Annotated in this window: 14 protein-coding genes; 1 reads left to right on the top strand and 13 read right to left on the bottom strand. The window is 33.4% G+C overall.

Translation table 11 applies throughout. The features are described from left to right. Window positions 1-109 precede the first annotated feature (109 nt). From KTC94_RS13965 to uvrB, 13 genes are all read right to left on the bottom strand, one after another. Window positions 110-3,691: a DNA polymerase III subunit alpha gene (locus tag KTC94_RS13965; protein WP_304518657.1), complete on the bottom strand. Its 3,582-nt coding sequence runs from the start codon at window positions 3,689-3,691 to the stop codon at window positions 110-112. Between the two features lie 26 nt (window positions 3,692-3,717). Then, window positions 3,718-5,022, bottom strand: a complete 1,305-nt coding sequence (locus KTC94_RS13960) for a DRTGG domain-containing protein (protein ID WP_216302645.1) — start codon at window positions 5,020-5,022, stop codon at window positions 3,718-3,720. 8 nt (window positions 5,023-5,030) lie between these two features. Continuing rightward, on the bottom strand, window positions 5,031-5,981 hold the full coding sequence (whiA, locus tag KTC94_RS13955; RefSeq protein ID WP_165412424.1) for a DNA-binding protein WhiA: 951 nt from the start codon (window positions 5,979-5,981) through the stop codon (window positions 5,031-5,033). A gap of 4 nt (window positions 5,982-5,985) precedes the next feature. Continuing rightward, on the bottom strand, window positions 5,986-7,323 hold the full coding sequence (yvcK, locus tag KTC94_RS13950) for a uridine diphosphate-N-acetylglucosamine-binding protein YvcK (protein WP_216302644.1): 1,338 nt from the start codon (window positions 7,321-7,323) through the stop codon (window positions 5,986-5,988). Continuing rightward, a complete protein-coding gene (gene rapZ / locus KTC94_RS13945) occupies window positions 7,320-8,204 on the bottom strand; it encodes an RNase adapter RapZ (protein ID WP_165412422.1) in 885 nt (294 codons plus the stop codon). The genes yvcK and rapZ overlap by 4 nt, the downstream gene beginning before the upstream one ends. A 256-nt stretch (window positions 8,205-8,460) precedes the next feature. Next, a complete protein-coding gene (gene hisC, locus KTC94_RS13940) occupies window positions 8,461-9,546 on the bottom strand; it encodes a histidinol-phosphate transaminase (RefSeq protein WP_216302643.1) in 1,086 nt (361 codons plus the stop codon). Between the two features lie 23 nt (window positions 9,547-9,569). After that, window positions 9,570-10,505: a UDP-N-acetylmuramate dehydrogenase gene (gene murB / locus KTC94_RS13935; RefSeq protein WP_220320112.1), complete on the bottom strand. Its 936-nt coding sequence runs from the start codon at window positions 10,503-10,505 to the stop codon at window positions 9,570-9,572. A gap of 188 nt (window positions 10,506-10,693) precedes the next feature. Then, window positions 10,694-12,559, bottom strand: a complete 1,866-nt coding sequence (uvrC, locus tag KTC94_RS13930; protein ID WP_220286146.1) for an excinuclease ABC subunit UvrC — start codon at window positions 12,557-12,559, stop codon at window positions 10,694-10,696. Between the two features lie 153 nt (window positions 12,560-12,712). Continuing rightward, the gene (locus KTC94_RS13925) at window positions 12,713-14,146 is read right to left on the bottom strand and encodes a penicillin-binding protein 2 (protein WP_220320113.1); all 1,434 of its coding nucleotides are present in this window, start codon (window positions 14,144-14,146) and stop codon (window positions 12,713-12,715) included. After that, window positions 14,139-15,383: an FtsW/RodA/SpoVE family cell cycle protein gene (locus KTC94_RS13920; RefSeq protein WP_216302639.1), complete on the bottom strand. Its 1,245-nt coding sequence runs from the start codon at window positions 15,381-15,383 to the stop codon at window positions 14,139-14,141. Before KTC94_RS13920 ends, KTC94_RS13925 begins: the two co-directional genes overlap by 8 nt. Window positions 15,384-15,409: 26 nt before the next feature. Beyond that, the gene (locus KTC94_RS13915; protein WP_216302638.1) at window positions 15,410-15,838 is read right to left on the bottom strand and encodes an FHA domain-containing protein; all 429 of its coding nucleotides are present in this window, start codon (window positions 15,836-15,838) and stop codon (window positions 15,410-15,412) included. A gap of 224 nt (window positions 15,839-16,062) precedes the next feature. After that, complete coding sequence (gene uvrA / locus KTC94_RS13910) at window positions 16,063-18,885, bottom strand: excinuclease ABC subunit UvrA (protein WP_220320114.1); 2,823 nt, start codon at window positions 18,883-18,885, stop codon at window positions 16,063-16,065. Window positions 18,886-18,910: 25 nt separating this feature from the next. After that, the gene (gene uvrB / locus KTC94_RS13905; RefSeq protein WP_220320115.1) at window positions 18,911-20,896 is read right to left on the bottom strand and encodes an excinuclease ABC subunit UvrB; all 1,986 of its coding nucleotides are present in this window, start codon (window positions 20,894-20,896) and stop codon (window positions 18,911-18,913) included. A 361-nt stretch (window positions 20,897-21,257) separates the two neighbouring features. On the opposite strand from uvrB, the gene KTC94_RS13900 reads away from it, so the two are divergent. Next, the gene (locus KTC94_RS13900; RefSeq protein ID WP_216302635.1) at window positions 21,258-22,637 is read left to right on the top strand and encodes a radical SAM protein; all 1,380 of its coding nucleotides are present in this window, start codon (window positions 21,258-21,260) and stop codon (window positions 22,635-22,637) included. Window positions 22,638-22,927 lie beyond the last annotated feature (290 nt).

Genomic DNA, 22,927 nt, shown 5'->3' with positions numbered 1-22,927 from the left:
ATATTTTTTTATTAAATGTTATAGTATTAACACTTTGTAAACCTTTTATTGAATAAAAACGGGAGAAAAAAAACATTGCTCCCATTATTTTACCATTATGTGGTGTTATTTATTGCACTTTTATGTTATTTTCCCCAAATATACTTCTCAGAAGTATCATAGTATCTGTTTCTTCACTTAACCACAACCCTTTATCTACAGCGTACATTTTTCTTGGCTCTTTTGTACAAAGATATACAGGAGTATTCCCTCTGTAAATAGCTAAATTCTGTTTTAATTTTTTTAGTGCATCCTTCATCATAAGTTCATTTTCTATTAGGATATAAATTTTTTCACTGTTAATCTTTAGGAGTGGTTTAATATCTTCACATAATATCTTTGGTTGCTCTTCTTCCCTAATGCTAACTCTACCTTTTAGTATTACTATTTCATCCTCTTCCATTAATGATTTATATTTTTCAAATGTCCTCGGAAAAACTATTACTTCCACACTTGCGTATAAATCCTCCAAATTAATAAAAGCCATCATATCATTATTCTTTGTAACTTTCTTATTAACAAATGATATTATACCACCAATAATAACTTTATCACCATCTTTAAGTTTAAAGCTTTCACCTAACATGTCATCGCCTTCTTCAAGGCTTTCCTCTGCTACAATATCAGAAATTCTTGTATTAGTTTGTATTTTAAGTGTCTCTTCATATTCATCCAGTGGATGACCAGATAAATATATCCCCGTCATTTCTTTTTCCATAGCTAAAAGATGTTTCTTTTTAAATTCTTTAATATTAGGATACTCTATTTCAAAATTATTATAAGTATTTTCAAAATCTAAAAATAAATTTATTTGCCCCTCAATATTTCTCTTCCTATCATTATTTACTCCATCTAATACTTTTTCATAGATTGCTAGTAGTTGTGACCTGTGAATTTTGAAATCATCAAATGCTCCTGCCTTTATAAGACTTTCTACTGCTCTCTTACTTACACAGGAAGTATCTATTTTATTACAAAAATCCATAAAACCGGTGAAATCACCTTTTTCTTCTCTGTTTCGTACAATGCTATCTATCACATTTACCCCTACATTTTTTAAAGCTGTAAGACCAAATCTTATAGTATCACCTTTTACAGTAAACCCCGCAAAGCTTTCATTTATACTAGGAGGCAGCACTCCAATGTTAATTTGCACTGCATATCTAGTATAGAAGGCTATTTTCTCACTACTACCCTTTACACTATTCAGCATAGCAGCTATAAATTCTGTTGGATAATAACACATTAAATATGCTGTTTCATATCCCACAACTGCATAGGCTGCCGCATGAGATTTATTAAAAGCGTATGACGCAAAATCCATCATTTGATCAAATATGCGGTTTGCTGCCAACTCTGTAATACCATTTCGAAGACAACCTTCAACTTCTATATTGCCAGCCTCGTCCACTATGCCATGGATGAAATTATATCTTTCCTCTTCCATAACTTTATGCTTCTTTTTAGACATTGCACGACGGACAAGATCAGATCTCCCCATTGAATACCCAGCAAGCTTTCTAACAATTTCCATAACTTGTTCTTGATATACCATTACGCCATATGTAACGCCTAAAATTTCTTCGAGTTGTGGAGTTTCATATTCAACCTTATCCATGCTATTTTTATTTCTTATATAACGTGGAATCTCAGCCATTGGGCCCGGCCTGTACAAACTTATACCTGCAATAATATCTTCTAAATTATCTGGCTTTAGTTCCTTCATAAAGCTAGTCATTCCTGCAGATTCAAGTTGAAATATCCCTACAGTCTTTCCTTCTCCGATCATCTTGTAGACCTTGTGGTCCTCAATGTCTAAATTGTCTATATCTATAGATACATTCCTATTTTCTTTAACGAAGTCTACACAATCCCTCATAACTGTAAGTGTACGAAGTCCCAGAAAATCCATTTTTAAAAGACCAAGTTCCTCAAGGGTTCCCATAGGAAATTGTGTTACTATCATTTCATCATTTTTCTGAAGAGGAACATAACTTACTAGAGGTTTTGACGCAATAACTACTCCTGCTGCGTGAGTGGAACTATGTCTTGGAAGTCCCTCTAATGCTTTTGCTACATCTATAAGCGCTTCAACTCGATTATCATCTTCATATAATACTCTGAGCTCTGCATTCATTTCAATAGCCTTATTTATAGTTATACCAATTACAGATGGTATCATCTTAGCAATTCTATCTACCTCTGCATAGGAATAGCTCATAGCCCTTCCTACATCTCTTATGCATGCTCTAGGAGCCATTGTTCCAAATGTTATAATTTGTGATACGTTATCTGATCCATATTTTTGCACAACATAATCAATTACTGCTTGGCGTCCCTCATAACAGAAATCAGAATCTATATCTGGCATTGAAACTCTTTCAGGATTTAAAAATCTTTCAAAAATAAGACTATATTTAATAGGGTCTATCTTGGTTATGTCCAAGGTAAAAGCAACTATTGAACCTGCCGCAGAGCCCCTGCCAGGACCTGTCGGAATATCATGCTCTACTGCAAACTTTATAAAATCCCATACTATAAGAAAATAATCTACGTACCCCATTTGTTTTATTATATTGAGTTCATATTCAAGTCTATCTACGTACAACTTAGCGAATACATTTCCATCCGCTATTTCATTTATATATTCTATAGAAAAACCATTAATCATTACGTCACTAAATACATCATACCGCGTTACCATACCTTTGTAGCAGTTTTCTCTTAGGTATTCGTATGGTTCTACCCCAGGAGGTAATGGAAATTTTGGAAGCTTTGACACATGAAATTCATAATCAAAGTTACACTGCTCTGCAATTTTGACTGTATTGCTAAGCGCTTCTGGGACATATGCAAAGTTCTTTTTCATTTCCCCTGGAGCTTTTAAATAAAATTGATCTGAAGGGTATCTCATTCTGTTTTCTTCATCAACAGTTTTCGCTGTTTGGATGCAGAGTAGCACATCATGAGCCTTAGAATCCTCTTGCTCAATATAGTGAGTATCATTAGTACAAATTAATGGAATCCCTGTGTCTTTTGACAACTTAACTAAAAGCTCATTTACCTTAAACTGTTCCTGCATACCATGATATTGTAATTCTAAGTAGAAACCATCTTTGAATATTTCACTATATTTTAACGCTATAACCTTTGCTTTTTCATAATTATCTTTTAGAAGAAGGCTCTGAATCTCACCACCAAGACAAGCGCTACTTGCAATTAACCCTTCACTATGCTTTGATAAAAATTCAAAATCAACTCTTGGTTTATAATAAAAACCCTTAATTGATGCAGCCGATACTATCTGCATCAAATTTTCATACCCCAATAAATTCTTGACTAAAAGCACTAAATGATGAGTACTATTATCCCTATCAGCTTCTTTTATATTCATAGATTTAGCCGCTACATATATTTCGCAACCAATAATAGGCTTAATTCCCTGCTCTTTTGCCTGCTTATAAAATTCCACACATCCATACATTACTCCATGGTCTGTTATAGCGATACTCTTCATGCCAAGCTTCTTGGTTTTAGAAATAAGATCTTTAATCTTTCCCGAACCATCCAGCAGGCTATACTCTGTATGCACATGAAGATGCACGAAACTTCCTAAGTCCTCTTTTTCTTTTATAGCTAGTTCTTGGTTCACATTTTCACTTCCCTTCAACTTTAGAATTATTTACAAAATACCCTTGCAGAAATCATAGCCTTTGCCACAGGTTCCTTAAATGCATTGTACATACTAATTTCAACCTTAGAAAAGTGTCTTCCTTTATCCACAATTTGTGCATATATATCAATATCACTACCCATTTGTACAGGCTTCATAAAGTATGCCATAATACTATCTACTGAAATATTAATATTATTATTCTGTCTTAATGCCATTATACCCATTGTTGATAATAGCATATTAAGTGAACTCCAAGAAGCAGTACCAAAATGGTCTAGCATTTGAGGAATAATCTGGCCATTAAAGTGTAAATCATCGCCCTCATGTAAACATATGAAATTTCTTAAAATAAGATCTTCTATAGTTTCCGCAACTTGTGGCTGCCTTAATGCAAACTCCATCGCCTTTATAACATCTTCTATACTTAGAACTCCTACTAGTTTTTTCTTATTAAGTACAGGACAAATCTTTATACCATCCCATCCCATAATATGAGCAGCATAAGCTACAGTTGTTTTCGGTGTTACACTTATAGTATTTTTATTCATAACCTTATGTATTAGTTCATTTTCATCATCATGCCCTTGCAAATCTCTTAAAGTAACTATGCCAATAAGCTTCATATTCTCGTCCACCACGGGATATCTCTCATGATTAGTTTCAAACATTAATTTTCTCCAAGTAGCAATAGTATCGGTCCCTTTTAAATACTTAACATTAACTTCCATTACATCTTCAGCTAAGATAATTTCCTTCTTAATCATACTCTCATAAATAGCTTTATTTATCATACTTGCTACTGTAAAGGTATCATATGTTGAAGATAATACAGGAATACCTTTTTTATTTGCCAAGGCCTTTACTTTTTCACTACAATCAAACCCTCCAGTAATTAGCACCGCTGCCTCATTTTCAAGGGCAAGCTGTTGTGCTTCTTCGCGGTTTCCAACAATAAGTAAGTAACCTGGTCTTATATATTTGCTTATTGATTCAACATCCATTGCCCCTATTATAAATTTATTTAAGCTTCTATTTATTCCTTCTTTTCCGCCTAAAATCGTTGCATCAAGGATGCTTATAACTTCAGCATAAGTCAACGTTTCAATATTTTTTTTATTTACTTTTTCAACTCTTACGGTTCCAACCCTTGGCACGGTATTAACAATGCCTAAGTTTTCAGCTTCTTTTATAGCTCTATAAGCTGTACCCTCGCTAAGCCCTAATATACAACCGAGACCCCTTACTGAGATTTTAGTTCCAATAGAAAGGGAAAGAATATAGTTAATAACTTCTTCATGCTTTGACATTATATAATTTACCTTCCTTCTTTCCTTAGTTCTTCAGCAATTTTCTCTATTCTTCTTAATCTATGATTAATCCCAGATTTACCTACTGGCGGCTCAAGTATTGCGCCAAGTTCCTTTAGTGATTCATCTGGGTATTCTAGTCTTAACTCAGCAATTTCCCTTAAATTTTTAGGTAATCTTTGAAGCCCTATTTCCATTTGTATTAATTTAATACTTTCCACTTGTCTTACTGACGCATTTACTGTTTTACTAAGATTCGCCGTTTCGCAGTTCACAAGCCTATTTACATTATTTCTCATTTCCTTCATTATTCTTACATTTTCTAGAAATAATAATGAGTTATGTGCACCAATTATATTGAGGAGGTCTACAATCTGCTCACCCTCTTTAATATAAATTACGTAACTGCTTTTTCTTTGTATTATTTTTGATAATAGTCCATAGCTATTAATAAGAGTGCATAGTTCCTCTGCATAGTCATTATCATGCGTAACAAACTCTACATGATAGTTTTTCTCTGGATTACTAATACTTCCACCACCTAGAAAAGCTCCTCTTATATATTTACGCTTGCACTCTTCAGCATCAATTAGTCTTTCAGGTATAGTATAATCTATTGAAAAAAAGTTCTCATCCTCGAGGACTGCCACTTGCTTTAATAAATCTTTAACACCCATTTCTTCAGTAATTATAACCACATAAACATTCTTTTTCTTAAGTGAATTACTTCTCTTAACTAGTAATCTAGGATGAATATTAAAATGTTCCTTTAATAACTTAAATATAAGTCTTGCTATTGCAGGATTCTCAGTAGTTATTTGGAAATTAACTTGTTTATTTGAACCAAGTCCAATAGTTCCACTAACCTTCATTATAGCAGCCAGCTCAGACACCGCTTCTTTCTTACTCATTTCTGTAAATCTACAAATTTCATTTTTAACCTTAGACGAAAATGACATTATACTACCCCTTACTGCGTTTATTTTCTTTAAGCCTTTGTGATAAATAAACATACTCTACTATTTTCTTTTTATCATTAAATAGCTTTTTCTCCATAATTGTTTCTACCAAAATGGTTGCAAGCTTATCTTCATCATGCCTTATATACCCTTTTCCAATTTTAACAAAATCACTCTTAATTACCTCTATGCCTTGCTTTGTAATTTCATCTTCATTTATCTTAACCATATTGGAATTATCGTTAAGATATTTTTGTTCTAAATCACTACCTATTTTCCCTATATTTACTAAAACGCAATCAATAACCTTGCATTTAGCATGTTGATGTATAGCATTTATATGGTCTTTCACACCAAAGTTATCACTTTCCCCTGGCTGAGTCATGATATTTGCCACATAAATTCTTAAGGCTCTCGTTTTATCTAATGCATTTCTTATTTCCCCTACTAACAGATTGGGAATAATGCTAGTATATAGGCTTCCCGGTCCGAGTATTACAGCATCCGCCTCATTTATAGCAACTAATGCTTCTTTAATTGCTTTCGCGTCTTTAGGTTCTATAAAAACCTCTTCAATGGCACTATTATTTTCAAGAACGCCTTTTGGTATATTTGATTCTCCATCAATTATCATTCCGTTCTTAAGTTTTGCTTTTAAAATCATATTGTCTAAAGTAACTGGGATAACCCTTCCAGTTACAGCCAGGACTGAACTCATTTTCTGCACAGCTTCTTCGAAATTATTTGAAATTCCATCCATCGCTGCTAAAAATAAATTACCAAAGTTTTGGTCCTTTAATCTTCCATCTTTAAATCTATAGCGCAATAATTCGTCCATTAGTGGTTCCGTATCTGCTAATGCTAATATACAATTCCTAATATCCCCCGGGGGAAGAATCCCTAAATCTTCTCTTAAAACCCCTGATCCCCCACCATCATCTGCTACTGTAACTATTGCAGTTATATTATTGGTATATTTCTTTAATCCTCGGAGCATAGTTGATAAACCAGTACCTCCTCCGATTACTACAATTTTAGGTCCTTTTATAAGTACCCTCTTTTCAAATATTAAATCCCCTAAGCCTTTTGAACTTATAGCTACATCTAGCTTTCCTGTATTTACTAGTATAATAAAATATTTAACAATTTGTATTATAGCTACATATATCATCAACGACCCAATCACTATGAAAAGCATCGGAAAACTTATACTTCCCACAGAAGAATGTCCTTCATTTATAAGTTCAACAACACCAAAAACTAATAACAAGACACCCATAATCCCTAGAAAAATCCATCTTTTTAAGTTGATTCCAGGCTTCAGAAAATCACTCAACATCATAGCTTGTTGCCGCCTCTACTCACGTCTTCATTTATATCCCTGTGATCTATATTAGCGTTATAACCATCTTGTTCTAACATTTCATGGATTTTATTTGCTATAGCTACCGATCTGTGTCTTCCCCCAGTGCATCCTATAGACACTATGAGTTGTCTTTTTCCCTCTTTTTTATAATTTGGAATAAGAAATTGTAGCATATCTTGAAGCTTCTCTATAAATACTTTAGTCCCCTCGCACTGTAATACATAATCTCTAACAGGTTGGTCATTCCCTGAATACTGCTTAAGTTCTGGAATATAATATGGATTTGGCAAAAACCTAACATCAAATACTAAATCTGAATCCACAGGTATTCCATATTTAAATCCAAAAGAAAGCACAGTTATAATAATTTTAGTTTCTATCTGACCTTCCTCTGCATAAATATTATTTATTTCTTCTGTAAGCTCTCTTGCTGAAATTTTCGTAGTATTGATTATATGGTCAGCACGCTCACGTATATCCTTAAGTGTTTTCCGCTCAGAAGCAATTCCATTTAAAACCCTTCCCTCTGGTGCTAGCGGATGCTTTCTCCTTGTCTCTTTATATCTTTTAACAAGTACTTCATCTGTTGCTTCTAAAAACAAAATTTCATATTTATAATCTTGTTCTTTTAAAAAGGTTAAGCTTTCAAATAAATCATCAAAAAACTTTCCACCTCGAATATCTATAACTAAAGCAATTCTATCTATATTCCCGTTAGATTGGTAACACGCCTCCGCAAATTTCGGAATCAATATAGGTGGCAAATTATCCACACAAAAAAATCCTAAATCCTCAAGATTTCGTATTGTTTGTGTTTTTCCAGCGCCTGATAACCCTGTCAATATAACAAATCTCATTTAAAAACCCCCCTATATAAAAAAAGTAATAACTACTACAATTGTTAATATTTTAATATTAATAATAAATTCGCTTTAAAGGCTCATTTACTGCATTGTACTAGCATAGTTTCACTTTTTATTATAACACATGGAGCGTTTATAGAAAGGTAAACATAAAAAAGAAAAAAAGTATATATTACTATTAGTGCATTCACTTCAATGCATTATACGTAATATATACTTTTTTTTGCGCATAAAAATATTTGTTATCTATTTATAAAATTTCTTTTAAAGCTTTTATAAATAACTCATTTTGTTTTAGTGTACCAATTGTAACCCTAAGCCATCGGGGCATACCTAATAAATGTCCTGGTCTTACAATAATACCTTTTAAAAGTAACTTATCAAAAACTTCCTTATCATCAATTTTTGTATCCACCATAAGAAAATTAGTGTTCGTTTCTATGTACTGCAGATTCATTAACTCAAATTGCTTATATAAATACTTTTTTCCAGCTATATTGGTTTCAGATACTAGTTTTAAAAACTCTTCATCCCTAAGTGCTGCCACCGCTGCTTTTTGTGCATATAAATTAACATCAAAAGGCCCAATAACTCTATTAAGATATGAGCATAATTCCTCGCTAGCTATTCCATATCCACATCTTAGAGATGCCAATCCGTAATATTTAGAAAAGGTTCTTAGAATAATCATATTAGGGTAATCATTTAAATATTCTAAAGAATTCGGGAATTCTTCTGAAGTTACATATTCATTGTAGGCCTCATCCATAATTATTAATACATGGTCTGGTATTTTGTTTATTACTCTCGCAAATTGTGCTTTAGTAAATATAGTTCCTGTAGGATTATTAGGGTTACAAAACCATATGATTCTTGTTTTCTCAGTTATTGCATCTACCATTTTTTCTATATGTATTGCATTATTATCCATAGGTATTACGATACTAGTAGCTCCCATAAGTTTTGTCGAATCCTCATACCTAGAGAATGTAACCGCCGCCGTTATAGATTCATCTCCTGGCTCTAAAAAAGTGTTTGCAATTACTCTGATCAATGAATCGGAGCCTGTACTGCACACAATCTGTTGGGGATTTACCCCTAGTTTTGCGCTTATTACATCCTTCAATTCGTGATTTGATGCATCTGGGTACATATGAGTTTCCTCTACTAATTCTCTTAATGCTTTTTTTACCTTTGGCGAACATCCTAATGCATTCTCATTGGACGCAAGCTTTACAACCTCCGCAAGCCCCAATTCTCTCTTAACTTCACTTATAGGCTTGCCTGCCTTATAACTCCTTAAACCCAAAATTTCTTTACGTACCATGTATTCCATAATTTCCCCCTATATGATTGTACTTACTCCTCCTTGGAAGCTCGTTCGTCTTCTCCCCATATCTTTACTTCAGTAGTAAGCTTTACCTCAAATTTCTCATAAACTACATGCTGCACAAGCTTTATCAAATCCAAAATATCCTTAGCACTAGCATCTTTTTTATTAATAATAAAACCAGAATGTTTCTCAGACACTTGAGCATCCCCAACGCAAGTACCCTTTAAATCGCAATCTTGTATAAGAACACTTGCATAATGGCCCTCTGGTCTTTTAAATGTACTCCCCGCTGATGGGTATTCTAAAGGTTGTTTATCACTTCTTTTTTTAGCAAGGTCGTCCATCCTTGCTTTTATAATCTCCTTATCTCCTTCTTGGAGACTAAGGGTAACACTTATTACCGTATATCCGTGTTTTAGAATAGCGCTACTCCTATAAGAAAGCTCCATTTCGCCTTTTGCTAAAGTTAATAATTGTCCATTATTATCAAGGGCTAATATACTCTCCATAACCATAGACATTTCACCATTATATGCTCCTGCATTCATAGCTGCCGCACCACCAATGCTACCTGGAATTCCATTTGCAAATTCCATACCTTTAAGTCCTTCACCCAGTGCCACCATTGTAACATCATATAAACTTGCTCCACTTTGAGCGATTACTTTATTTCCTTTTACCTCAATTTTATTAAACTTACATAGCTTTATAACTACTCCACGAATTCCACCATCACGTACAAGTAAATTAGAACCATTTCCTATTAAATAATAATTCACATTATTATCTTTACAAATTTTTATTATTGACTGAGCTTCCATCACATCTTCCGGAGTCACTAAAATATCAGCTGGTCCCCCTACTTTAAAAGAAGTATGATTTTTCATAGGCTCATCTATCTTTATGTTTGATCCTCTAGTAACTTTATCTATTTGTTTAATTAGTTCCTCATATTTTTTCATATTCTACTCCTTGAAAATATTAATATATTTACATAATTCCAGAGCATAAAGCATATAATATATGCTTTATGCTCTGGAATTATATAGTGCTTTTATTTTACCCTTTTTACTAAGATATTTCAACAATTTAACTAATCATTATTAATTATTAATTTTTCTGACATATTTGATTATTATTTCAATATTCTCTATTTAGTCTTTTTAAAATATTCTAAAACACATTCCGAGGCCTTACTGTCCATAGAGGGAGTCTCCATTAGTTCCTTAACACTTGCACTTTTTATCCTATCAATGCTACCAAATTTCTTTAGTAGCTCGCGTCTTCTCTTTTCCCCTATATTAGGTATATTATCTAATATAGAATACAGAGTTCTTTTATCTCTTAAAGTTCTGTGATAAGTAATAGCGAATCTATGGACTTCATCTTGTATTCTAGTAATCAAGTGCATGCTTTGAGAATTGCCTCTCATAACTCGCTCTACATTATTATATATTAACCCTCTAGTTTTGTGCTTGTCATCCTTAACCATTCCACATACAGGTATATTAATATTAAGACTATTCAAAACCTCAAGGGCCACATTGACCTGCCCTTTTCCACCATCCATAAGAATTAAATCAGGAAATATACAGAACTTTCCTTTACTTAATTCTAAATTTCTTTCTTTTATTTTTTCCACTTCGTCTAGTCCACGAGTAAACCTTCTCTCTAGTATTTCTCGCATACTATCATAATCGTTAGCTCCTATTACTGATTTTATTTTAAACCTTCTATAATCACTACTTTTAGGCTTTCCATCTTCAAAAACCACCATACTACCTACAGAATCCACGCCCATTATATTTGAGATATCATAGGATTCAATTCTTTCAGGTATTTCATCCAGTTCCAATAAGCCTGTAAGCTCCTCCAGTGCAATTTTGTGAATTTCCTTATCCTGCATATCCTTTAATTTAAATTGTTCAAGGGTTATCTTAGCATTATTTTCTACCATCTCTAATGTCTTTTTCTTTTCTCCCTTTTGAGGAACCTTAATCATAACTTTTGATTCTTTTTTGGAGCTGAGCCACTGCTCTAGAATCTCACCCTCATTTATGAACGGCACATATATTGTTTTAGGAATAAAGGCTGCCCCTCCATAAAATCGCTTTATAAATTCTTCTATAAGCTCATGCGCTACCTGGTCCGCTTCATCATTTAAAATAAAATGTTCACGTCCTACTATCTTACCATCTCGAAGAAAAAATACCTGAAGGCAAACATCTTTTTCATCAACATATAGATTAATAAAGTCTTCATTCTCGCAATTTCCTATTATAATCTTTTGCTTCTCATTTATTTTATCTATGGCCATGATTTTATCGCGAAACACCACCGCTTTTTCAAATTCTAAATCTTCCGATGCATTTTCCATTTTTCGCTTTAGCTCATCTTTTATATTCCTGTCTTTTCCTGCAAGTAACTGCATTGTACCTTTTATGATTTCCCCATAATCTTCTTTACTAATAAGCCCTGCACAAGGGCCTTTGCACAGCCCAATATGATAGTTCAAGCAAGTCCTAGTAGGGGGCAGTCCCTCTTTAATAGTTCGTCTACACGTCCTAAGTGGGTATATTTGTTTTATAAGTTCAATAATGCTATATACAGCTGCTGAATCTGTATACGGCCCAAAATATTTTCCGCCATCATTTGCAATGTTTCTAGTTACAAAAACACGTGGAAATTCCTCATTTATAGTTATCTTTATAAAGGGATAGTGTTTATCATCCTTAAGCAAAATATTATATCTTGGGCTATATCTTTTAATAAGATTACACTCTAAAATAAGTGCCTCCATTTCCGAATCCGTTACTATATATTCAAACTCAGATATATTTTTCACCATAGCCTTTACTTTTACAGAATGATTTTTTGAACCCTTAAAATATTGCCTTACTCTATTTTTTAATATTTTAGCCTTACCCACATATATTATTTCACCAAGATGATTACTCATAAGATACACTCCTGGTGCATCTGGAAGAATCTTTAGTTGATATTCAAAATCAAACACATTAGCACCCCTTTAAAAATGTCGTTAAATTTCCTGGGCAATATACTACAAATTGCTCCATATATCATGTAGCTATCTTATTTCTAATAAGAAAGCCAGATATTATTTCAATATCTGACTTTCTTTACTATTATATGCATATATTTTTACGCTTTATTTTAAATAACTTTCAATAAGATCTCTAGTTACTTGGGCAGCTTTTTTACCACCAACTCCACCCTCTTCTACAATTACCGATATGGCAATTTCAGGATTATCATAGGGTGCAAATCCAGTAAACCAGGAATGAGCACCTCTTTGTGCACTAGCATCAGCTTTATGATCTGCAGTACCCGTTTTTCCACTAACCTCAATGCCTGACACAGCTGCATTAGTTCCTGTACCTTCAGTTACAACGCCTCTCATTAAATCCTTCATGGTACTAGCATTTTCCTTTGATGTCACTTCTCCTAGTTGCTTCGGTTCTATTTTTTTTAAAGATTTACCTTTGCTATCCAATATTTCTTTAACAAGCATTGGTTGCATCATGATACCATCATTAGCAACAGCGCTTACAACTAATGCCATTTGCATAGGAGTAGCTAAAACCTCCGCCTGACCTATAGCACTTTGAGCGATATTACCTTTCTCATAGCTTTTATAGCTTGGGAATCTACTATTCTCTATAGTTAACCCTTCAGATGGGATATTCTTGTTAAAATAAAACTTTTCTGCGGTTTCCTTTAGTGCTTTATTTCCTAAATCAATACCTAAAGACCCAAAAAACGCATTACTAGAATGTTCATAAGCAGATTTAAAATCTAAACTTCCTAAAACCTCGCCATCATAGTTTGTCAACAGTTGTGTTCCATTGACAACTAATTTACCATTATCCTGGTATCCCTTATTATAAACATTAGTGATATTTTCTAAAGCGCTTATCGCCGGAATAGTTTTAAATACAGACCCTGGTGGATATAATCCAGATGTCGCCCTATTAAGTAGTGGTGTACCTTCTTTATCTGCATTTAAATCTTTCATATCTCTTTCTAAATTATTTGGGTCATAAGACGGATTAGATACCATAGCTAAAACTTCTCCAGTTTTAGGATTCATCGCCACTATCGCACCTTTACATCCTGTATCCTTTAAAAGCTCATAAGCTTTGTTTTGAAGCTTTGAATCAAGAGTAGTTCTTAATCCATTTCCAACTTTCTCTTCAGTATCTTTACTAAAGAAAACAAACTTTGGAATTGCTGTCTCTCCAGCCCCCATAAGTTCTTTATCGTATTTTTTTTCAAGACCAGCAAGATTATATACGGTATCCATATACCCTATAGCATGTGCAAACACTGGACCCTTTAAATATTCCAGCTTTTGAGTAGTTTCACTTGTTTTCGTACTTTTTGTTAAAGCTTTCATATCTTTATCGTAAATTGTTCCCCTTAATACCTTATTTCTCTCAGCCGAAGTTCTCCTATTATATGCACTATCTAAAGTCTTTTCGCTCCTAAACATATATGAATAAGTTATGTAGGAAATTAAAGCAATAAAAAATATTAAAAACACCAACATGACTTTTTTTATATTATCCACAAAATCATTCATAACTTTGACCGTCCTCCGAAATTTTTTGAAGTATACCTAGTGCAAAGAAAGTTATTAACATAGAACTACCACCGGAACTAACTAATGGTAGTGTTATACCTGTTAGTGGAATAGCTCCAACTACCCCTCCTACTATAACCAATACTTGGGCAGCTATCATTGTGCTATAACCCACCGCAAGTAGTCTTGTAAATTTATCTTTGCTATAAACAGGTACCCTCATGCATCTATAAAACAGTAAAAAATATAAAATAAGGATAGCAAAGCCAGTAAGAAGGCCCATCTCCTCAGCAATAGCGGAAAAAATAAAATCTGTAGTGACTACAGGAACCATTCCAGGGTGCCCAAGCCCAAAACCCGTTCCAAAAAGACCACCGGAAGCTATAGAAATTAAAGATTGTACCACCTGATGGCCTTCATTGCTACCATATTTCCATGGGTCATTCCAGATCATGACCCTTACACGAACATGTCCAAAAAGTTTATAGCTTATAAATCCGCCTATAATAAAAAGTCCTAAACATACTAGAACATATTTAGAATTTGAAGTAGCAATATATAACATGGTTACTGAAATAGCAAAAAATAAAAGTGCTGATCCTAAATCCGTTTGCTTTACCATGAAACCAAGGGATATCATAACTACAATTCCAGGCTCAATTAAGCCCTTAATTTTCATAAGCTCTGACTTTCCCTTAAGATTTTCTCCATAATTCTGTAATGATGCTGCTAAATATGCTACCAAAGATAATTTAGCAAATTCTGATGGTTGAAAAGTAAATCCACCAATAGATATCCAGTTTTTAGCTCCATAAAGCGACTTCCCAAATATACTTCCCAATGACATAAGTATAATAGTGCATACCAAATAAAAATATTTGTACTTTCCAAACTTAGATAAGCTAGGAAAAAGCACTACTACTAAGATGAATATGGCAATTCCAACTGCATAAAAAATAAGTTGTTTAAGTGCAAGAGATGAGTCTAACCTATATAACATGGCCATACCTATAACCGCTAAAACATTTGAAAACAGCAAAATATATTTGTCACCATCCGGGAAAAATCTTCTTATTATAAAATGAGAATACGCAAACATTAAGCATATTATTGCGCACATTATTATTGCGCCTTTGTCAAACTCATTTTTACCAATAAGAAACATATTAATAAATAAAACTATGCATAGAAGATAAGTATACCTTAGAAGCTTCCGCTCCTCTTTTATCTTTTCCATACTATCACCTCTCTCGCACTCATAATTTACCCTATAACTTTAAAAATTGAAGTTCCTATTTTAATTTCATCGCCCTTTTTTATGATTACCTTGTCCGTTACTTTTTTGTTGTTTTTAAGGGTTCCATTAGTACTTCTCAGGTCTTGCAAAATATAATCTGTGTTTTTAAGATATATTCTTGCATGCTGAGATGACACGTATTTGTCCCCCAAAATTAAAAGATTATCTCCCTTTCTGCCTATGGTAAGCACATCGTTTAGAGGAATAACCGCACCGATTCTTAAATTAAAATTTTCTCCTCTTTCTATAACCTCAAGCCCCATAGTTTTCTTAATAACTGGTTTCTTCTTTGCACCACCTTTTATGTCCTTATACATTATTCTCAAAGCAAATATTATTATAATGTAAATAATCGCTATAATTGCATATCTCAAAAACAAGCTTATATTAGCCATAACTCACTTTCTCCTCTTTAAATCATAATCAAAGACTAGCATTAAATCATCTCCTGCGTAACTGCACATTTTAGCAGTAGATAAATTGGCGACTTCAGAAGGAGATTTACCCCTTTGTAGACCTCTAAAGGGGATACCAATTATTAATCGCTATCCCCTCACTTATAAAAATTGGGGAGTTCCTTCTGAAATATCGTTAAATTAGTATGCTAGCTTATTATGAATTATAACATTTTTTTAAGATATTGTCCTGTATATGAATTCACATTTAAGGATATTTCTTTTGGAGTACCACTGCACAAAATGCTACCTCCCTTATCTCCACCCTCCGGACCTAAGTCTATAACATAGTCCGCGCACTTTATAACATCTAAATTATGCTCAATTACGACTACTGTATTCCCTGAATCTACAAGTCTTTGAAGTATTTTGATAAGTTTACTAACATCATCAATATGAAGTCCTGTAGTAGGCTCATCTAAAATATAAAAGGTCTTGCCAGTGCTTCTCTTAGATAATTCAGAAGCAAGTTTAATTCTTTGAGCCTCGCCACCAGACAATTGTGTTGATGGTTGACCTAGCCTTACATATCCGAGTCCAACATCCATCAGTGTTTTAAATTTGCTAGAAATTCTAGGAATATTTTCAAAGAACTTTACAGCTTCCTCAACAGTCATATTTAAGATTTCATCAATATTTTTCCCTTTATACTTAACCTCTAAAGTTTCTCTATTATACCTTTTCCCTTTGCAAACCTCACAAGGCACATACACATCAGATAAAAATTGCATTTCTATTTTAATTATTCCATCACCCTTGCAAGCCTCACATCTTCCGCCCTTTACATTAAAGCTAAATCTACCTGGCTTATAACCCCGCATCTTAGCTTCTGGACTCATTGAGAAAACATCTCGAATGATATCAAATACTCCTGTATATGTAGCCGGATTAGATCTTGGAGTACGCCCTATAGGACCTTGGTCAATATTTATAATTTTATCTATATTCTCATATCCTAAAATATCTTTATGAAGTCCAGGATTCTTCTTAGATTTATTCACCTTTTTATTAAGACCTTTGTATAGAATTTCATTAACTAAAGTACTCTTTCCAGAACCTGAAACACCAGTGACTGCAGTGAATACACCTAGCGGAAAGTCCGCGCTAACATTTTTAAGATTATTTTGCCTTGCATTAAGTATTTTTATACTATTTCCATTAGATACTCTCGTCACCTTCGGAACATCTATCTTCTTTTTACCACTTAAATATTGACCCGTAATTGACCTTTCACAGTTTTTTATATCCTCAATTGTTCCGGTAGCCACAATTTCTCCACCATGTTCGCCAGCCGCTGGCCCAACATCTACAATAAAATCTGCTGCCTTCATGGTATCTTCATCATGTTCTACCACAATTAATGTATTACCTATATCTCTTAAATGCTTTAATGTCTTTATAAGTTTATCATTATCCCTTTGATGAAGACCAATACTAGGCTCATCTAAAATATATAAAACTCCCATAAGGCTTGATCCTATCTGAGTAGCTAGCCTTATTCTCTGCGCTTCTCCACCAGACAATGTACCTGCCGCTCTAGCTAAATTCAAATAATCAAGTCCTACATCCCTTAAAAAATTAAGTCTATCATTTATTTCCTTAAAAATTTGATTAGATATAATCTTATTTTTCTCTGATAATTTGATATCTTTTAAAAATATAACTTCATCTACAATAGACATTTGACAAAACTCGCTTATATTCTTATCCCCAACAGTTACGGCTAGTGCCTCTGGGCTTAACCTTGCCCCCTTGCACTTAGGGCATGCATTATCACCCATATATTGTTCAATTTCTCTTTTTATATAATCTGACGAGGTTTCAAAATATCGTCTTTTTAAATTGTTTATAATTCCTTCATAAGAATGATTAAAAGTACCTGATCTAAACTCCTTAACATACTCCACCTTAACTTTTTCTCCATTAGTTCCGTACAGTAATATTTTAAGAATTTCTGGTTCATAGTCTTCTATAGGCGTATCTAAGCTAAACTTATATTTTTCACTTATTGCCCGAAGCACCGAAAAAGTCCAGGAATCCTCCTTAAGACTACCTTCCCCAAAAGACATAATGGCGCCGCCTTTAATACTCTTACTTTTATCTGGTATTATTAAATCCTCTTCAATTTCCATAAGAGTACCAAGGCCGTCGCAAGTATCACATTTACCATATGGAGAATTAAACGAAAACATCCTCGGAGCCAATTCTCCAAGGCTAATGCCGCAATCAATGCAGGCAAAATGCTCACTAAAAAGAATATCTTCACCACCAGAAATGCTAGCAATTGCAGTCCCCTCTGCTAGTTTTAATGCACTCTCTAAAGATTCAGAAAGCCTCCCTCGAACTTCTTCTTTTACAGAAATTCTGTCTATTACTATCTCTATATTATGTTTCTTAGTCTTTGCGAGTTTTATTTCCTCTTCCAGAAGCTCTACAGTAGTACCATCTATCCTAGCGCGAACGAAACCATTTTTTTTAATATTTTCTATTATCTTGACATGTTCACCTTTTTTTCCCCTTATCACAGGAGATAAAATTGAAATCTTAGTTTTCTCTGGCATATCCATTATTCTATCCACCATCTGGTCTACAGTTTGCTGAGAAATCTCCTTACCACATTTAGGACAATGAGGCGTCCCTACTTTAGCATAAAGAAGTCTCAAATAATCATAAATTTCAGTTACAGTACCCACTGTGGAACGTGGATTTCTGTTAGTAGTTTTCTGATCTATAGAAATAGCAGGAGATAACCCCTCTATGTACTCAACATCTGGCTTATCCATATTACCTAAAAATTGCCTTGCATATGCAGATAATGACTCCACATACCTTCTTTGCCCCTCTGCATATAATGTATCAAAAGCAAGTGAAGATTTACCAGACCCTGAAAGTCCAGTAAACACTACAAATTTATCTCTCGGTATCTCCAAATCAACATTTTTTAAATTGTGAACCTTAGCACCCTTTATAAAAATTTTATCCCTCATATTTTCCTCCTCTGTTACAACACAATTATATATTTTTAATCTGCTTCTTGAGTTTATAAATTATATCGCGAAGCTGCGCCGCTCTTTCAAAATGTAAATCCTTAGCTGCTTGCTTCATCTCATTTTCATACTTATCCATTAACTTTTTAGTTTCATCGTAATTCGCATCCATCGCAGCTTCAAGGGTTTCATATACCTCTTTATCTTCCGCAACTGTTATAGATCCGATTACTTCTCTAATATCTTTTACAATAGTGGTTGGCACTATATCATGTTCTTCATTATATTCCATCTGAATTCCTCTACGCCTTGTAGTTTCATCCATAGCCTTTTTCATAGATTTTGTAATTTTGTCTGCATACATTATTACCTTGCTCTCTGAATTTCTTGCAGCTCTTCCTATTGTTTGAATTAATGAGGTTTCAGAACGTAAAAACCCTTCTTTATCTGCATCGAGTATTGCAACAAGAGCTACTTCTGGAATATCTAATCCTTCTCTCAAAAGATTTATACCTACTAGCACATCAAAAGTACCTAGCCTAAGATCTTGGATAATTTTCATTCTTTCTATGGTATCAATATCCGAATGTAAATATGTAATTTTCATATCCATTTCTTTAAAGTATTTAGTCAAATCTTCTGACATTTTTTTTGTAAGGGTCGTAACTAAAACTCTAAAGCCTCTTTTTATTGTTTCCTGAATGATCGCATATAAATCATCTATTTGCCCCTTAACAGGCCTTATAACTATTTCAGGATCCAATAATCCTGTAGGTCTTATTACTTGTTCTGCCACATTCTCACTATGTTCTGCTTCATAAACGTTTGGAGTTGCACTTACAAAAATCGTTTCATTCATAGTACCCTCAAACTCCTGAAAAGTTAGCGGTCTATTATCATAGGCTGACTTAAGTCTAAATCCATAATCAATTAAATTAGTCTTTCTTGATTTATCCCCACCAAACATAGCTCTAACCTGCGGAAGAGTTACATGGCTCTCATCTATAAACATTAAGAAATCCTTAGGGAAATAATGCATCAATGTTTGAGGTGCTGTTCCAGCAGCCCTGCCATCTAAAATTCTAGAATAGTTCTCTATACCAGTACAGTAACCAACCTCTCTCATCATTTCAATATCATAGTTTGTTCTTTGCTTAAGTCTTTGTGCCTCTAAAGCTTTATTCTCTGAAGTAAGCTCCTTTAACCTCTCCTCAAGCTCCTGCTCTATTTGAGCTATGCCAAGTTCCAATTTATCCTTGGATGTAGCAAAATGGGAAGCCGGGAAAATAGATACATGTTTTAGGGTTCCAATAATTTCTCCTGTAAGAGAATCAAATGATCTAATCCTTTCTATCTCATCTCCAAAAAACTCTACCCTAATTCCTTCACTTGACGATGAAGCAGGGAATATATCTATAGTGTCACCTCTCACTCTAAAGGTTCCGCGAATAAAATTAATATCATTTCTTTCATACTGTATATCTACTAACTGTCTTATTACTTCATTTCTATCCTTTTCCATGCCAACCCTTAATGACACTGTAAGTTTTTTATACTCCTCGGGGTTACCAAGTCCATATATACATGAAACCGAAGCCACCACAATAACATCGTTACGCTCTAGTAATGCCGATGTAGCTGAATGTCTTAATTTATCAATATCATCGTTAACAGATGAATCTTTTTCTATAAATGTATCCGTCTGTGCAATATAAGCCTCTGGCTGATAATAATCATAATATGAAACAAAATACTCAACACAATTATCAGGAAAAAATTCTCTAAACTCTGAGCAAAGCTGTGCTGCTAAGATCTTATTATGAGCAAGCACCAATGTAGGCTTTTGAACTCTCTCAACAATATTAGCCATGGTAAAAGTCTTACCTGACCCCGTTACTCCTTTAAGAGTTTGAAACTTTTTACCTTCTTCAATTCCGCGCACAAGACTATCAATTGCCCGTGGTTGATCTCCAGTAGGTTTAAACTTTGAATGTAACTTAAACTCATGCATAAAATCACCGCCTTGTATTCCTTCTTCTGAACATTTGTTCGTTACTTCTATTTTAACTATAAATTTTTAATATGTCAATATATCCTATACTAATTCACAAAAACTATTCACCTACTATAAATTAAAAAAATCTAAAGATTATAATTAACACCCTTCATAGTTCTTTCAACAATATTTCTTGCTAATTTACCGTTAAAAATTTTCATTAGTTGCATTTTATTCTAAATTATAAATATAGATACTATATATATATATATAATCACCTATTTGCATCTAGACAAAATTAACGATTAATATTAGTTGATTCTCATTAAATAATAATATACTGCATAAAAAAAATATTTTAAATGGAGGAATTGTTGTGAGTATTATGAATTCTGTAGAAAAAGGTGTAAAATCTAAAATCATGGAGACTTTAATTAATTATCTAGAAAAGAACCCAGAAAGAAATGTTGACAAAATTTTTGATACTATAAAAAAACTAATAAAAGATGAGTCTCAACTAAAACAAATAGATTTTGTCTATAGTTATTACAAGAGTAACCCACCAACACATGAATATATACAAAATATATTAACTAATACAGACACAAAGTGTCTTAAGAAATTGGTTACTAATTTCTTTGCAAATGCAAATTGGTATGCTGGTGCAAAACGCAACAAATTCTTAACTGACGAAGATACAAAAATACCATTTGTTTTGCTAATCAGTCCATCTATGAGATGTCCTTTGCACTGCGTTGGATGCTATGCATCTAATTATAGTAAAGATACTGATATTCCACCTGTAGAAGTAGAGAGATTAATTAAAGAAGCAAGAGATTTGGGAATATACTGGATAATAATACTTGGGGGTGAACCTTTCTATAATGACTATCTGCTCGATATATATGAAAAATTTGATGACATGATGTTCTCCCCGTTTACTAGTGGCATTCTTATAACTGACGAAATTGCCAATAGGATACAAAAATGTTCAAATGTATTCCCAATGCTCTCGATTGAAGGCTTTGAAGAAGATACTGAATCAAGAAGAGGAAAGGGTACATTCGCAAAAGTTATACATGCTATGGATATGCTTAAAGAAAGAGGAGTTTTATTCGGAGTTTCAACATGTGTTACAAGAACTAACATAGATGATGTATTATCTGATAAGTTTACTGATATGCTAATTGAAAAAGGTTCTAAATTAAGTTGGTATTTCTTGTTTATGCCGGTAAGTTCACATCCACAGTTTGATATGATGCTTACACCAGAGCAGAGAATAAGACTTGGAAGAAGAACTAATGAAATAAGAACAACAAAACCATATTTTACAATTGATTTCTTTAATGATGCTCCATTAGTAGGGGGATGTATAGCCGGTAAATACTTCTTTCATATCAACTCGAAAGAAGACGCAGAACCATGTATATTTGCACATTTCTCAACAGTTAATTTAAAGGGAAGACCATTAATTGACGCTTTTAGGGATCCTTTCTTTAAAGAATTAAGACATAGACAGCCCTATAACAAAAATATGTTAAGGCCATGTATGATGATAGATAATACCAATGTAATAAGAGATGTATGTCAAAAGGTTGGCGCTAAACCAACTGATGCTGCTGGAGATGTTATGCTTAATGATAAAGAATTCCATGAAAATATTGACAAGGTTGCAAATGCTTTCACACCTTACGCCGATAAAGAGTGGAAGGAAACTTTTAATGAAAAAGGAAATGATGAATTATCAAAAGGTTAATTATGAACTTTCTCCTGCGTGGTTTGAAATAACAGGTTGAAACGTCAAAGTTATCCACATTATTTTTCGCAAGCTATTCCTCTATAATAAAAAAGAGAAAAGTATATAATACTTATTAATGCATTATAAGTATTATATACTTTTTTTGCGCATAAAAATATTTGTTAGCAATCCTGGTAAGTTGGGATTAGCTTATGAAGGAATTTAACGACATTTCAGCTCCGCAGGAGATGCGTTAATACAAAATTTATAGAAAATACACAAAGCAAACAAAATAGACATTATATTGA

The sequence above is a fragment of the Clostridium sp. CM028 genome, assembly GCF_030585565.1.
Classification (GTDB): domain Bacteria; phylum Bacillota; class Clostridia; order Clostridiales; family Clostridiaceae; genus Clostridium_AD; species Clostridium_AD estertheticum_B.
The sequence above is the reverse complement of the archived record's forward strand: the minus strand, read 5'-3'. Positions and strand labels throughout refer to the sequence as shown.